Here is a 13,822-nt window from a genome sequence, read left to right on the forward strand (position 1 = left end):
TCAAGCCTTGCGCAGACGACCGATGATGCCGTTGAGGTCCTCGTTGAACAGGTCCGGGCGGACCACATGACCGCCGCCCGGCTCCCGGAAGGTGTGGGGGATGCCGGCAGCGCCCAGCGCGGCCCGGAACTCGCGCTGACCGGCGAGCACCTGGTTCTCGTTGATGGTGTCCCACCAGTCGACCGGGTCGGGTGCGGTACCGGCGACCAGGTGGATCCGCTTGTTGCGGTAGCTCTCGATCCGCTGCACGGGGTTGTCCGCGGTCACCCGCGCCTCGTCCCACAGGGGGACGCCGTAGACCGTGCCGCCGCCCAGCTCCACAGCGGCGGAGGAGGCGTTCGCCCAGTGCGTCACCAGACCGAAGTCGCGGCGCAGGCTGGCCGGGCCGGAGTGGGAGCTGACGGAGGCGAAGTGGCCGTAGTACTTGGCGGCATACTTCAGCGCGCCGAAGCCGCCCATGGAGAAGCCGGAGACCGCGCGGCCGTTGTACTCGGCGTAGGTGCGGAAGTTCGCGTCGACCCAGGGGATCAGCTGGCCGATGTGGAAGTGCTCCCAGTTCCTCGGGCCCACGTTGGTGCTGACGGGGTTGGAGTACCAGCCGGCCCTTCCGCCGTCGGGCATGACCACGATGATCGGCTTTCCGGCGGTCCAGGCGCGGATGCCCATCCTGTCCCACGAGATGAAGTCCTGGTTGCCACCGTGCAGCAGGTACAGCACGGGGTAGCGTCGGCCGCTGGTGTGGTAGCCGTCGGGCAGCAGGACGTTGACGCCCGGGTTCCATTCGATGGCGTCGGTCTCGAAGCGGTAGTACCACATCCGCGGGTCGCTCTCGTTCCACTCCACGGCGTTCAGGCCGTGGCCTGCCCGGTACGCCGACGCCGGCGAGGCCGACGCGAGCACACCGCCGGCGCCGAGCGCCGCCACGGCGCCGGCTCCGGCCGCGGTCCTGAGGAAGTTCCTGCGGGTGGGAGGCTGCGCGGTCAATGTCCCTCCAGAGAAGCGTGTGGGCGGCCCTGCGGTCCGGACCGCCTCGGTGGTCCGGAAGCTAGACGGGTGCGCGGCGACGGTGAACCCGGAAGGTTACGGAACGCAATCCCCGGCCCGAGGTGGTACAAGCTGCCCCCGGGCAGCGGCAGGGTCAGCGGCGGCGGCAGGGTCAGCGGCGGCGCGGAAGCGTGAGTGCTGGAGACCGCTTCTGAGCTGGGAGGTCCGGGGGTACTTCGTCCCGTTGATCCGGGGCTGCCAGTCGGGGGTGTTCGCGAGGGCCGCGTCGACGATCTCCCGGGGAATGACAACGCCGTACGCCGAGCCGTCGGTGCCCGCCGGCTTGGTGGTCTCGGAGACGTGCTGGGTGGATTCGGCACCATCGCTCTTGCGGATGACCGGCCCCCAGAGGGCCAGGCATTCGACGCGCCGGTCAGGCGCCAGGACGAAGCGCGCGTAGCCGATGAACCGCAACGGCTCGTCAGGCTGCTGCCCGCTCTCCTCCAGCAGTTCCCGTACTGCTGCCTGGCGGGGGGTTTCGCCCTCTTCGACGCTCCCTCCCGGAAGCTCCCAGGACTGGCGGTAGCGGTCGAAGACCATGAGGACCCGGCCGGCTCGCCACAACGCCACCAGCGCCGCCGGCAACGGGGCGTCGCGGGGCGGCGCTGCCTCGCCGCCCCGCGAGAACGAGATCAAGGAGTTGCCGCGGCCATCGGCTGCGAGCGGTTCCTCTGCGAGGTGAGCCACGGTCGGATGCTTCCCCGAGCGACTCCACGAGAAGCCCTGCGCCCTCGAGAGCAGCCAGTACGCCGCCCGAGCATAGTGGGCGGAGACACCGGTCCGCCCTGGGTGCGCCCCCCTGCTCGGCCCGGAACAACCGGCCGGCGGCAGGTCCTTCCCCTCGACGGGCGACCGCAGAGCCAGGGTGCGCAGTGCCGTCTCGGCGACCGACCGCCTCACAGGCGATCGCGTTCTCGAGCGAGGCGGTTGCCATCGATCCGGTGCCTGAAGGGCGATTTTCGGCCCCCGAAGGGGCTCTGGCGAGGAACGATCGCACCGTCATGGTGGAGAAACGCACTGCCGCGGCCGAAACTATGTTGCCCCGCCACATGTGCGGTTGACCTGCGGATTCCTACGGTGTGCCGACACGTAGACGTCCCCATCCCACATCTGGAAGTGGTCACCATGGCCTCATCGGCAGCCGCGCCCCCGACGCCGAACAGTTTCAAGAAGATCGTCGCCGCGAGCCTCATCGGCACCACCATCGAGTGGTACGACTTCTTCCTCTACGGTTCGGCCGCCGCGCTCGTCTTCAACACCCTGTTCTTCCCGGACGAGGACCCGCTGGTCGGCACGCTGCTCTCGTTCCTCACCTATGCGGTCGGCTTCCTGGCCCGTCCGCTGGGCGCCCTGGTGTTCGGTCACTTCGGCGACCGCCTCGGCCGCAAGAAGCTGCTGGTGCTCAGCCTCCTGATGATGGGCGGGGCGACCTTCGCCATCGGCCTGCTGCCCACCCACGCCACCATCGGCACCGCGGCGCCGATCCTGCTGACCGTGCTGCGCCTGGTGCAGGGCTTCGCGCTCGGCGGCGAGTGGGGCGGTGCGGTGCTGCTGGTCTCCGAGCACGGTGACCCCAAGCGCCGTGGCTTCTGGGCCTCCTGGCCGCAGACCGGCGCCCCGGCCGGCCAGCTGCTCGCCACCGGCGTGCTGGCGCTGCTCACCGCGACGATGTCGGAGAGCGCCTTCGTCTCCTGGGGCTGGCGCATTCCGTTCCTGCTCTCCGGTGTGCTGGTGATCATCGGTCTGTGGATCCGTCTCGCCGTGGACGAGTCGCCCGTCTTCAAGGCGGCGATGGCTGCCGCCGAGGCCCGCAAGGCGGAGGGCGCGGCGGAGAAGCTGCCGCTGGTGGCCGTCTTCAAGAACCACTGGCGGGACATCCTGGTCGCCATGGGCGCCCGCATGGCGGAGAACATCAGCTTCTACGTGATCACCGCGTTCATCCTGGTGTACGCCACCACGGCCGCCGAGGTGTCGAAGCAGACCGCGCTGAACGCGGTGCTGATCGGTTCGGCGATCCACTTCTGCGCGGTCCCCGCCTGGGGCGCGCTGTCCGACCACTGGGGCCGCCGCCCGGTGTACATGCTCGGCGCGGCCGGCATCGGCCTGTGGGTCTTCCCGTTCTTCTGGCTGATCGACACCGGCACCTTCCTGGGCCTGCTGACCGCGGTGACGGTCGGCCTGATCCTGCACGGCGCGATGTACGCCCCGCAGGCCGCGTTCTTCACGGAGCTGTTCGCCACCCGGATGCGGTACTCCGGCGCCTCCATCGGCGCGCAGTTCGCCTCGGTGGCGGCGGGCGCGCCGGCTCCGCTGATCGCGACCGCGCTGCTGAACAGCTACGGCACCTCCACCCCGATCTCGCTGTACGTGATCGCCGCCGCGGTCATCACGCTGATCGCGGTGGGCGTGGCCAAGGAGACCCGTCACCGCGACCTCAACGACATCGGGGGCACGGCCGACGCCACGCCGTCCGGCGGGACCGCCCCGGTCAGGAGCGAGCAGGCCGTCTGATCCGGCGCCACCTGACGCAGGCCCCCGCGCACCTGGAGCGCGGGGGCCTGCGGGCGTTCGGAGGCGGGAGGCTCTGCGGGGGTCCCGGGGGGGCGGGACCTGCGGGCGTTCCGGGCGGGTGGACCTGCGGGGGTTCGAGTGCGGTGTGGGGCGGCGGGACCTCCGGGCCGAGGCGTCACGCGTCCGGCCGCAGGGCGCGGGGGCCGGCGGACACGGACGCGATGCGGGTGCCGTGTGGGTGCCGTGCGGGTGCCGTGGGCGTGCCGTGCGGCAGGCGGCGGGCGGCACTTGGTCAGGCGCGTGAGGGGGAGGCCAGTCGCTGCAGGCGCAGGGCGAGTTGGATCTCGAGGGCCCGCTCGGGACGCTGCCAGTCCTCACCGAGCAGCCGGCCCACCCGCTCCAGCCGCTGGGCGACCGTGTTGACGTGGACGTGGAGTTCGTCCTTGGTCCGGGCGGGGCTCATCCCGCAGGCGAAGTAGGCGTCGAGGGTGCGCACCAGGTCCGTGCCGCGGCGCTCGTCGTAGGAGACGACCTCTCCGATGGTCCGGTCGACGAAGCCCGCGATGTCCCGGTCCCCCGCCAGCAGCAGGCCGACGAAGCCGAAGTCCTCGGCCGCCGCGCCGTCCCCGGCGCGCCCCAGCAGCCGCAGCGCGTCCAGGCAGCGGCGGGCCTCCTGGTAGGCGACGGCGACCTGGTCGGGCCCGGCGGACAGCACCTTCTGCGGCGCGGACGCCCCCACGGTGACCGCGTCGTGGACCGCGGTGCTGAGCCGGCGGGCGGCGTCGCGGGCCAGGTCGGTGGCGCTGCGGCCGGGCGGCAGGGGGAGCAGCAGCACCGTCCCGCCGTCGCGGGCGGCGGCCAGGCCGTGCCGGGTGGAGGCCAGGTGGGAGGCGGCGGACCACAGCCGGCGGCGGGCCTCCGCCTCGGCGTCGCCGCCGGGGGCGGTGGCCTCCAGGCGGGCGGCGAGCACCACGTGCGTGACGTCGAGGTCGGCGTGCAGGCGGGCGGCGCGCATCCGCAGCAGCCGGGGGTCGTGGTCGCGGGCGTCGAGGAGGTCGTCGAGGAGTTCGCCGCGGACGCGCTGCTCGGCCTCGGCGGCGGAGCGGCGGGCGAGCAGCAGGAGCGAGGTGACCATGGCGGCGCGCTCCAGCGTGCGCTGGTCGACCGGGTCGAGCACGGGGTGGCCGCGCAGCACCAGCGCGCCGAGCAGTTCGCCGCCGGCGGTGACGGCGGCGATCCAGTCGTCGCCGTGCCGCACGGCGTGGCCCTCGGCGCGGGACGCCTCCAGCGCCTCGGCGGGGACGGCGGTGATGTCGGCGTAGGCGACCGTGCCGTCGAGCACCTCGGAGACGGCGGCGGCCACGTCGTGCACCTGTCCTCCGCGCAGGACGAGTTCGGCGAGGCGGTCGTGGACCTCGGAGGCGCGTTCTATGACGGCGCTGCGGTCCTGGATGATCTCGTTGGCGCGTTCCAGCTCGGCGAGCGCGGAGCGGGTCTCGGTGAGCAGGTTGGCGGTGTCGATGGCGGCCGCGGCGAGCGCGGCGAAGCTGCTGAGCAGGGCGATCTGTTCGCGTTCGAAGACGCGGGCACGGCGGTCGGCGGCGAAGAGCACGCCGATGACGTGGTCGCCGAGCATCAGGGGCACGCCGAGGATGGCGATCAGCCCCTCGTCGCGGACGCCGGCGTCGATGGTCCCGGTGTGCAGGAACCGCGCGTCCTGGAAGTAGTCCCGGGTGACGTAGGGCCGTGCGGTCTGCGCCACCAGGCCGCCGAGTCCCTCGCCCATGCCGAGGCGCAGTTGCTGGAAGCGGGCCGCGACGGAACCCTCGGTGACCCGCATGTAGGTGTCGCCGCGGGCCGGGTCGTTGAGGGAGAGGTAGGCGACGTCGGTGCCGAGGAGGGAGCGGGCGCGCTGGACGATGGCGCGGAGCACGGCGTCGACGTCGCGGGGCCCGGCGAGGTCGTGGGCGGTGGCGAAGAGGGCGGACAGCTCCTCCTCGCGGCGGCGCCTGCCCTCGAGTTCGGAGCGCACGCGCAGGGCGAGCTCGCGGGCCCGGCCGAGCGCGGCGACCTCCGCCTCGGGGCGCCCTTCGGCGCGGGCGACGAGCACGGGGCGGTCGTAGGCGTCGGCCGAGGCGCCGCGGGCCAGCAGTTCCAGGTAGGGCGTCTCCGCGCCGGGCGCGGGTGGCGCGGTCGCCGGGCGCGGAGCGGACGGTTCCGTGGAGGGGCCGGCGGCCGGGAGCCGCACGCCCTGCTGGTGCTCGTGGGACATGGGCACAGGATTCACCATGGCCGGGGCCCTGGGACAGCCCTGTGGACGACGGCCTCTCGGGGCGCGGGACGGCGGGCGGCCGGCGGCCCGCGCCGGACGGTCAGTGCGCGGTCCAGCCGCCGTCCATGACGTACGACGACCCGGTGACGGTGGCGGCGGCCGGGCCGCAGAGGAAGACCACCGCCTCGGCCACCTCGGCCGGTTCGATCAGCCGCTTGACGGCGGTGTCGCGCAGCAGGATCTCGGAGACCACCCGTTCCTCGGGGATGCCGTGCACGGCCGCCTGGTCGGCGATCTGCTTCTCCACCAGTGGCGTGCGCACATAGCCGGGGTTCACACAGTTCGAGGTGACACCGTGGGGGGCGCCTTCGAGCGCGACGGTCTTGGAGAGCCCTTCGAGCCCGTGCTTCGCGGACACGTAGGCCGACTTGAAGGCGGAGGCGCGCAGTCCGTGGACGGAGGACACGTTGACGACGCGTCCCCAGCCCTGCTCGTACATGTGCGGCAGCGCGCCGCGGATCAGCCGGAACGGCGCCTCCAGCATCACCGTGAGCACGGTGTGGAAGACGTCCGGGGGGAACTCGTGGACCGGCCGCACCAACTGGAGCCCGGCGTTGTTGACCAGGACGTCGACGCCCACGGCGGCCCGCTCGGCGGCGTCCAGGTCGGTGAGGTCGAGGACCAGGGGCTCCACCGTCCCCCGGAGTCCGGCCGCCTGACCGGTCAGCTCGGCCAGGCCGCCTTCGTCGCGGTCGACGGCCCGCACCGTGGCGCCGGCGGCGGCCAGCCTCAGGGTGCAGGCGCGCCCGATGCCGCCGGCGGCGCCGGTGACCAGGGCGGTGCGTCCCGAGAGGTCGAGCGGGGACGGGTCGAGGGGGGTGTCGAGGCCCCCGGGAGTGCTGGGCTGCTCGGTCATGGTCCGACCCTAGGCAGCGGCCCGACCCCGCCCCATGTGGTCAGCGCCCATACTTCAGGATCAGCTCATAGGGTCGAACCATGTGGGGGCATCCGACAGGGCCTGCTTGATCCGCGTCAGCCCGAACGCGTCGAGCTCGGGCAGGTCGTCCACCGGGAACCACGCCACGTCCAGGGACTCGTCGTCGTTGACCCGCGCCTCGCCGCCCACCGCGCGGCAGCGGAAGGTGATGTCCATGTACTGGCAGACGTCACCGTTCTCGTACGTCACCGGGCTGAGCGCCTGGACGCTCAGCACCCGCTCCGGCACGCAGGTCACGGCCGTCTCCTCGAAGACCTCGCGCACCGCGCAGGCGGCGGGCTGCTCCCCGGGCTCGGGGATGCCGCCGATCACCGCCCAGCCGCGGGTGTCGGCGCGCCGGTTGAGCAGGACGCGGTCGTGGTCGTCGAGGACGATCGCGGTGACGCCGGGCAGCCACAGGAGCTGCTGCCCGGCGCTGGCGCGGAGCGTACGGATGAAGTCCGGGGTTGCCATGGTCGGACCCTATCGGTCCGCGCCGGACCGCCTCGTCCGGACGGTCCGGGCGACCGCCCTTCCCCCGCCCGCGGCGGCGAGCGCGACCAGCAGCCACTCGGGCAGGGTGCCGAGCGCCGTCGCCGGGGTGCTCGAGGAGCGCAGCGGCACCTCCTGGACCAGGGTGCCGGGCACGAACATGCCGGTGCGTCCGGTCACCTTCCCGTCGGGCAGGATGACGGCGCTGACGCCGCTGGTCACCGGGACGGTCACGGTCCGGCCGTGCTCGACGGCCCGCACCCGGGACATGGCGAGCTGCTGGTAGGTCATCTCGCTGCGCCCGAAGGTGGCGTTGTTGCTGGGCACGGAGAGCATCTGCGCGCCTGCGTCCACGGTGTCGCGCACCGCCCAGTCGAAGGCCGCCTCGTAGCAGGTGACCAGTCCGACGCCGGTGCCGTTCATCCGGAACACGCCCGGCTCGGTGCCGCGGCTGAAGTCGCGGCGGACCATGCCGGTCCAGGTCTCGTTGATGGCGCCGATCAGCGGGCGCAGCGGCAGGTACTCGCCGAACGGCTGGGTCCGGCGCTTGTCGTAGGTGTCGACCGGGCCCTTCTCGGGGTCCCAGAGGATCTGCTCGTTGTAGACCTTGCCGTCCCGCTCGACGACGCCGCCGACGGCGATGGGCGCGCCCACGGCCTTCGCGGCCCGGTCGATCACCTCGGCGGCGTCGGCGTTGGCGAAGGGGTCGATGTCGGAGGAGTTCTCCGGCCAGAGCACCAGGTCGGGGCGCGCGGCCCGGCCGGCCTCGATGCGCTCGGCCAGCCGCTCGGTCTCCCGGACGTGGTAGTCGAGCACCGCGCGCCGCTGGGCGTTGAAGTCGAGGCCCAGCCGGGGGACGTTGCCCTGGATCACGGCGACGGTGGCCGTGCCGTCCTCGGCGCCGGCGTCCACCGCCGTCCGCGCGACGAGCGCGGCGGCCGGCGGCGCCAGCAGCGCGAGCAGCGCGGCGGTCGCGGCGCCGCGGCGCACATAGCCGTTCCGCCCGGCGGAACGGGCGGAACGGGCGGAACGGGCCTGCCGGAGGACCTCGCAGAGGCCGAAGCCGCTCAGCACCACCGCGAAGCCGAGCAGCGGTGTGCCGCCGAGCGCGGCGAGCGGGAGGAAGAGGCCGTCGGCCTGGCCGAAGGCGATCTTGCCCCAGGGGAAGCCGCCGAACGGGAAACGGGCGCGGGCCGCCTCGCCCGCCGTCCAGACGGCGGCGGCCCACAGGGGCCAGGCGGGCAGCCGGGAGACGGCGGCGACGCCGACCGCGGTGAGGCCCAGGAACACGGCCTCCACCGCGACCAGCGCGAGCCAGGGACCGGGGCCGACCTCGATGCCGGTCCACACCAGCAGCGGCAGCAGGAAGCCGAGCCCGAAGAGGTAGCCGAGACCGAAGGCGGGCTTCCACCGGCGCCCGCGCAGCGTCAGGCCGAGCACGGCGAAGGCGGGCAGCGCCAGCCACCACAGGGTGCGGGGCGGGAAACTGGCGTAAAGCAGCAGGCCGGAGAGGGCGGCGGCCACGGCCGGCAGGAACCGGCGCAGCCGGGCGGCGGTCCCGCCGCGGGGCGCGTCGGATCCGGTGGGCGGCCGGTCGCCCGTGGCTTCGGTGGTGGGTGCGGTCACGGTCACTGGTGGAGTCTACGGCGCATGTCAGGGGCCTGAAGAGGGTCGGCGGGACCGGGCTGCGGGGCTCCCGTCGGCGGCGGGCGTCGCGCGGGCCGGTGGAGGACGACGTCGACGGTACCGGAGCGCCCCGGACGGGAGGCGCCCCACGCCGGTGACCTTGCTCTCCCCCGCGCTCTCCCCGCGCGGTCCCGGGCGCCTCACGGCCCCTCACGGCCCCTCACGGCCCCTCACGGCCCCTCACGGCTCCTCACGGGCACGATCTCCGTCCGGGACCGCAGTGGCGAGGGGCCGGGTCCCGGAAGGGCTCCGCCGCGCGGAGCCGGCGGCGGGCCGTCAGCGGGCGGCGCTGACCTCGCGCAGGCCGCGTCCCTCTGCGTAGGAGAGGGCGGCCGGGGTGAGGACGGACTCGGCCCCGCCGTGCAGCACGGTGAGCGTGGCCGAGCCGGCGGACGTCCGGGGGCCGGACGCGTCACCGAGGCGTCGCAGCGCCTGGGCGGCGACCGCTCCGGCCGAGCCGCGCAGCAGGGGGCGGCGGCCGACGACCCGCTCGAGGGCGGCTCCGATCCGCTCCTCGACCAGTTCGTAGTGGGTGCAGCCCAGGACCACGGTGCGCACGTCGGCCGGGGTGAGCGCGGCGGCGGCCGCGACCGCGGCGTCCACGGCGGCCTCGTCGGCGTGCTCGACGGCGTCGGCGAGGCCGGGGCAGGGCACCTCGGTGACGTCGACTCCCTGGGCGAACTGCGCGATCAGCCCGCGCTGGTAGGGGCTGCCGGTGGTGGCGGGGGTGGCCCAGATGGCCACCGGGCCGCCGTCCGCCGCCGCGGGCTTGATCGCCGGCACCGTGCCGACGACCGGCAGGCCGGGCTCGAGGTGGGCGCGGAGCGTGGGCAGCGCGTGGACCGAGGCCGTGTTGCAGGCGACGATCAGGGCGTCCGGGCGGTGCGCCGCGGCGGCACGGGCGACCGCCAGCGCCAGGCGGGTGACGTCCTCGGGGGTGCGGGGGCCCCAGGGCATGCTGCCGGGGTCGGAGGAGAGGACCAGATCGGCTTCGGGCCTGAGCCGGCGTACCGCGGCGGCCGCCGCCAGCAGCCCGATTCCGGAGTCCATGAGCGCGATCTTCACTCAGTCACCATAGACGATGAACGCGCGACGGCCCGTTCCGTGATGCACACTGCGGCGATGAGCGTCGTGGTGTGGATCTCCGCGCTGTCCCTCGCCGTCTGGCTCTGGCTGCTGCTCGGGCACGGCCGCTTCTGGCGCACCGACGTGCGGCTTCCCGAGCGGCGGGACCCGGCGGTGTGGCCGCGGGTGGCGGTCGTCGTGCCGGCCCGTGACGAGGCGGGGTCGCTCCCGAGGACGCTGCCGTCCCTGCTCGCCCAGGACTATCCGGGTGAGGCGGAGGTCCTTCTGGTGGACGACGCCAGCTCGGACGGCACCGGCGAGCTGGCCCGTGCCCTGGCCGACCGTCACGGCGGGCTTCCGCTGACGGTCCTCTCCCCCGGCGAGCCGCCCCGCGGGTGGACGGGCAAGCTGTGGGCGGTGCGGCACGGGATCGCCTCGGCACGGAGCCGCGAACCCGCGTTCCTGCTGCTGACCGACGCCGACATCGCGCACGCGCCGGACAGCCTGCGGGCCCTGGTGGCGTCCGCGGTGACCCATGACCTCGACGCGGTGTCGCTGATGGCCCGGCTGCGGGTCCAGGGCGGCTGGGAGCGGCTGGTGGTGCCGGCCTTCGTCTACTTCTTCGCCCAGCTCTACCCGTTCCGCCGGGTGGCCCGGCCCGGTGCGCGGACCGCCGCTGCGGCCGGGGGGTGCGTGCTGCTGCGCGCCTCGGCGGCCGCCGGGGCGGGCGTGCCGGACGCGATCCGGGAGGCGCTCATCGACGACGTCGCCCTGGCGCGTGCCGTGAAGCGGCGGTCGCCCGGCGCGCGGATCTGGCTCGGCCTGGCCGACGGCGTGGTCAGCGTGCGGCCGTACCCGCGCCTGCGGGACCTGTGGGAGATGGTGACGCGCAGCGCCTACGCCCAGCTGCGGCACAGCCCGTGGCTGCTGGCGGGGACCGTGCTCGGACTGTTGCTGGTCTACCTGGCGCCGCCGCTGGCCCTGACGGCGGGACTGGTGGCCGGCCTGCCCGCCGCGGCGGCGTGCGGGGGCGCCGCCTGGCTGCTGATGGCGGGGAGCTACCTGCCGATGCTGAGGTACCACCGGCAGCCGCCCTGGGCGGCTCCGCTGCTGCCGTTCACCGCGTTCCTCTACACGCTGATGACGGTGGACTCGGCGGTGCGCCACCACCGGGGAAGGGGGGCGGCGTGGAAGGGGCGGTCCTACGGCCGCTCCGGCACCCTCTCCCCCACCCGTACGGGGCCCGTTCCGGGCGGCCGGACGGACGCGGCCGAACGGGGGGCCTGACGGCCTTTCGGCGGATCCCGGAAGGCTCCTCGGACGATCGTATGAACCTCCGGTAACATGCCTGAAACAGGTTCCCATACACGATTCACGGTGGACACGAAGCGTCTTTTTGCCAAATTGGCTCGGATTGGGTACCCAACATCACCGCCGACACGGAAAACAACCTTCTTATCCGTCTCCCCAACGACCACATCGTGGGCTTAACTTATGGGTATGACCTCCCCCCGCTCCGCTTACGGCGGCGGCTATTCGTCGGCCGCGTTCCCGGACACCCCGATCTACGACTCCCTGGTCGCCGAGCGGGGTACGCCTCAGATCGCCCCGATCCGCGTCCCGCCGATGTACGACACGCCGTCCTACGACGCGCGCCCCTCCTACGACCACGGGGGCGGCCACCTGCCGGCGCTGCCCGCGCTGCCGTCGGCCCCCTCCTACCAGCCGCCGGCCCCGCAGCCCCCGGCTCCCTCCTACGGTTACCCGCAGCAGGCGCAGCCCGCCCTGCCCGCGGCCGCCGCGCTGCCGCCGGGGCCCTCGCCCGTACCGGCGCCGTACATCCCGCAGCAGGCCTCCGGCTCGCGCGGCTACCCGGCGCCGCACCAGCAGCCGCCCCGTCCCGCGCCGCAGCCCGGCACCGGGTACGAGGCGATGCGGCCCGCCGCCCCGCGTCCCGCGCCGGCCCAGCAGGCTCCGTACGGTCAGCAGGCCCCGTACAACGCGCCCTACGGCCAGCAGGCTCCGGCCTCCTACCAGCCGCAGTACGGCCAGCAGCAGGAGTACCGCGGCGGTTACTGACCGGGGCCCGGGCCGGATCGGCCCGTGTCCGGTGGCACGATGACCGCATGGGGACAGCGGACATCCATGCGATCCACGTGCATCCGGTCAAGGCCTTCCGGGGACAGGCGCTCCGGGAGGTCCTGGTCGAGCCCTGGGGACCGGCCGGGGACCGGCGCTGGGTGCTGATCGACGACAGGGGAAAGGTCGTCACGCAGCGTCAGGAGCCCCGCCTCGCACTGGCCGCCGCCGAGCTTCGGCCCGGCGGCGTCCGTCTGTCCGCGCCCGGCGCGGACCCGGTCACCGTCCGCGTGCCCGACCCGGGGTCGTCGGGCACGGCGGAGGTGGACGTCTTCGGCGACCGGGTCCGCGGGGTGCTGGCCGACGGGACGGCGCACGCCTGGTGCAGCGCCTTCCTGGGCACTCCCGTGCGCCTGGTCCACATGGACGACCCGGCGGTCCGCCGTCCGGTCGACCCCGCGTACGCCCTGCCCGGTGAGACCGTCTCCTTCGCGGACGGATATCCGCTCCTGCTGACCTCGCTGGCCTCCCTCGACGCGCTCAACGCGTGGATCTCCGAGGGCGACCGTCCGTGGGAGGGCCCGCTCCCCATGAACCGCTTCCGCCCCAGCCTGGTGGTGGACGGCTCCGAGGCGTGGGCGGAGGACGGCTGGAACCGCCTGACGGTGGGTGACGTCCTCTTCCGCGTCGCCAAGCCCTGCGGACGCTGCGTGGTGACCACGACGGACCAGGACTCCGCCCGGCGCGGCCGCGAACCGCTGCTCACGCTGGGCCGTCACCGCCGCCTCGGCGGGCGGCCGGTCTTCGGGCAGTACCTGGTGCCGCTGACCACCGGCACCGTCCGCGTCGGGGACCGGGTCACCGTCCTGCGGTGACGGCGGCCGTCCGCGTCCGGGATGCCGCGAAAGGGTGAGGTCGCTCTCTTTCCCGGTGAACGGCGCGTGAAGGGCCGCCGGGAGGGCTATCACGGAGAGGAGAGGGGGGAGCGTCGTGGGGGCGATCCGTGGAATCTGGCGCTGGCGGCACAATCCGCTGCGGCGCACGACCGACCTGGTGGAGGCATGGGCCGCCCTGGTCGCCCTGCTGCTGATGGTGGTGGGCGCGCCGCTCGTCGGACTGTTCGCCGGTTCAGCGGCGCACGACTCGCTCAGCCGGACGGCCCGTCAGCAGCACGCGGCGCGGCACCGGGTGGCGGCCACCGTCCTGGACGCCACGGCGGTCGTCGCCCCGGCCGCGGCCGACTCCGTGCGGCCGGGCGAGCAGGAGGGGCGGCGGCGGGTCCTCGCCTCGTGGACCGCGCCCGACGGCACCGCGCGGCGCGCCCACACCTGGACGACCCTGCGCGACCCGGCTCCCGGCCGGCGCTTCGCCGTCTGGACCGACCGCCGCGGGATCCCCGTCGCCCGCCCCCTCGACGCCGGCGAGGTCACCCTCCACGCGGGCCTGGCCGGTGTCGGCGCGGCCCTCCTGACCGTCGCCGCGGCCGAGTCCGCCCGCCGGCTGACGCTCCGTCGGCTCACCCGGCTCCGTCATGAACTCCTCGACCGCGCCTGGGAACGGGCCGGCCCCGACTGGGGGCGGGCCGGTACCGGAAGCTGATCGCGATCGTTCACCGGGCAACCCACCGTCCACACGCGCGCTACGGTGGTCGGGCCGACGCGTCCCGGACACGTTCGGCCCAATCCGCTACATCCCGT

Annotated in this window: 12 protein-coding genes; 5 read left to right on the forward strand and 7 right to left on the reverse strand. The window is 74.2% G+C overall.

All coding sequences use genetic code 11. The features are described from left to right. Both ABZ836_RS06355 and ABZ836_RS06360 read right to left on the reverse strand, forming a co-directional pair. Positions 1-984, reverse strand: a complete 984-nt coding sequence (locus tag ABZ836_RS06355; RefSeq protein WP_361139885.1) for an alpha/beta hydrolase-fold protein — start codon at positions 982-984, stop codon at positions 1-3. Positions 985-1,080: 96 nt separating this feature from the next. Further along, positions 1,081-1,731: an NUDIX hydrolase gene (locus tag ABZ836_RS06360; protein ID WP_361139888.1), complete on the reverse strand. Its 651-nt coding sequence runs from the start codon at positions 1,729-1,731 to the stop codon at positions 1,081-1,083. Between the two features lie 438 nt (positions 1,732-2,169). Here ABZ836_RS06360 and ABZ836_RS06365 point away from each other — a divergent pair, with 438 nt between their 5' ends. Beyond that, complete coding sequence (locus ABZ836_RS06365; protein WP_356127809.1) at positions 2,170-3,555, forward strand: MFS transporter; 1,386 nt, start codon at positions 2,170-2,172, stop codon at positions 3,553-3,555. 292 nt (positions 3,556-3,847) lie between these two features. Here the strand turns inward: ABZ836_RS06365 and ABZ836_RS06370 are convergent, their stop codons facing one another. The 5 genes from ABZ836_RS06370 to ABZ836_RS06390 all read right to left on the reverse strand — a co-directional run bounded on the left by ABZ836_RS06370 (position 3,848) and on the right by ABZ836_RS06390 (position 10,046). Then, the gene (locus ABZ836_RS06370) at positions 3,848-5,827 is read right to left on the reverse strand and encodes a GAF domain-containing protein (RefSeq protein ID WP_361139891.1); all 1,980 of its coding nucleotides are present in this window, start codon (positions 5,825-5,827) and stop codon (positions 3,848-3,850) included. A 100-nt stretch (positions 5,828-5,927) separates the two neighbouring features. Beyond that, positions 5,928-6,743: a 3-hydroxybutyrate dehydrogenase gene (locus ABZ836_RS06375; protein WP_356127815.1), complete on the reverse strand. Its 816-nt coding sequence runs from the start codon at positions 6,741-6,743 to the stop codon at positions 5,928-5,930. A gap of 60 nt (positions 6,744-6,803) precedes the next feature. Continuing rightward, complete coding sequence (locus tag ABZ836_RS06380; RefSeq protein ID WP_356127818.1) at positions 6,804-7,277, reverse strand: NUDIX domain-containing protein; 474 nt, start codon at positions 7,275-7,277, stop codon at positions 6,804-6,806. A gap of 9 nt (positions 7,278-7,286) precedes the next feature. Beyond that, positions 7,287-8,840 carry an apolipoprotein N-acyltransferase gene (gene lnt / locus ABZ836_RS06385; RefSeq protein ID WP_361140281.1) on the reverse strand — a complete coding sequence of 518 codons (1,554 nt, stop codon included), beginning with the start codon at positions 8,838-8,840 and terminating at the stop codon, positions 7,287-7,289. Between the two features lie 417 nt (positions 8,841-9,257). Beyond that, positions 9,258-10,046, reverse strand: a complete 789-nt coding sequence (locus ABZ836_RS06390) for an aspartate/glutamate racemase family protein (RefSeq protein WP_356127820.1) — start codon at positions 10,044-10,046, stop codon at positions 9,258-9,260. Positions 10,047-10,103: 57 nt separating this feature from the next. On the opposite strand from ABZ836_RS06390, the gene ABZ836_RS06395 reads away from it, so the two are divergent. From ABZ836_RS06395 to ABZ836_RS06410, 4 genes are all read left to right on the forward strand, one after another. Then, positions 10,104-11,333 carry a glycosyltransferase gene (locus ABZ836_RS06395; protein ID WP_356127823.1) on the forward strand — a complete coding sequence of 410 codons (1,230 nt, stop codon included), beginning with the start codon at positions 10,104-10,106 and terminating at the stop codon, positions 11,331-11,333. A gap of 213 nt (positions 11,334-11,546) precedes the next feature. After that, on the forward strand, positions 11,547-12,125 hold the full coding sequence (locus tag ABZ836_RS06400; protein WP_356127826.1) for a DUF6643 family protein: 579 nt from the start codon (positions 11,547-11,549) through the stop codon (positions 12,123-12,125). Between the two features lie 47 nt (positions 12,126-12,172). Next, positions 12,173-13,000 (forward strand): MOSC N-terminal beta barrel domain-containing protein, encoded by an 828-nt coding sequence (locus tag ABZ836_RS06405; RefSeq protein WP_356127829.1) that lies wholly within the window; start codon positions 12,173-12,175, stop codon positions 12,998-13,000. Between the two features lie 115 nt (positions 13,001-13,115). Next, a complete protein-coding gene (locus ABZ836_RS06410; protein WP_361139897.1) occupies positions 13,116-13,724 on the forward strand; it encodes a hypothetical protein in 609 nt (202 codons plus the stop codon). The last annotated feature ends 98 nt before the right edge of the window (positions 13,725-13,822 follow it).

Source organism: Streptomyces sp. NPDC047130 (assembly GCF_040643475.1).
Lineage (GTDB): Bacteria > Actinomycetota > Actinomycetes > Streptomycetales > Streptomycetaceae > Streptomyces.

Excerpts from the sequence above, each read along its gene's own strand:
- ABZ836_RS06365 (WP_356127809.1), top strand. The coding sequence starts at position 2,170 with ATGGCCTCATCGGCAGCCGCGCCCCCGACGCCGAACAGTTTCAAGAAG.
- ABZ836_RS06370 (WP_361139891.1), bottom strand. The coding sequence starts at position 5,827 with ATGTCCCACGAGCACCAGCAGGGCGTGCGGCTCCCGGCCGCCGGCCCC.
- ABZ836_RS06375 (WP_356127815.1), bottom strand. The coding sequence starts at position 6,743 with ATGACCGAGCAGCCCAGCACTCCCGGGGGCCTCGACACCCCCCTCGAC.
- ABZ836_RS06380 (WP_356127818.1), bottom strand. The coding sequence starts at position 7,277 with ATGGCAACCCCGGACTTCATCCGTACGCTCCGCGCCAGCGCCGGGCAG.
- ABZ836_RS06395 (WP_356127823.1), top strand. The coding sequence starts at position 10,104 with ATGAGCGTCGTGGTGTGGATCTCCGCGCTGTCCCTCGCCGTCTGGCTC.
- ABZ836_RS06400 (WP_356127826.1), top strand. The coding sequence starts at position 11,547 with ATGACCTCCCCCCGCTCCGCTTACGGCGGCGGCTATTCGTCGGCCGCG.
- ABZ836_RS06405 (WP_356127829.1), top strand. The coding sequence starts at position 12,173 with ATGGGGACAGCGGACATCCATGCGATCCACGTGCATCCGGTCAAGGCC.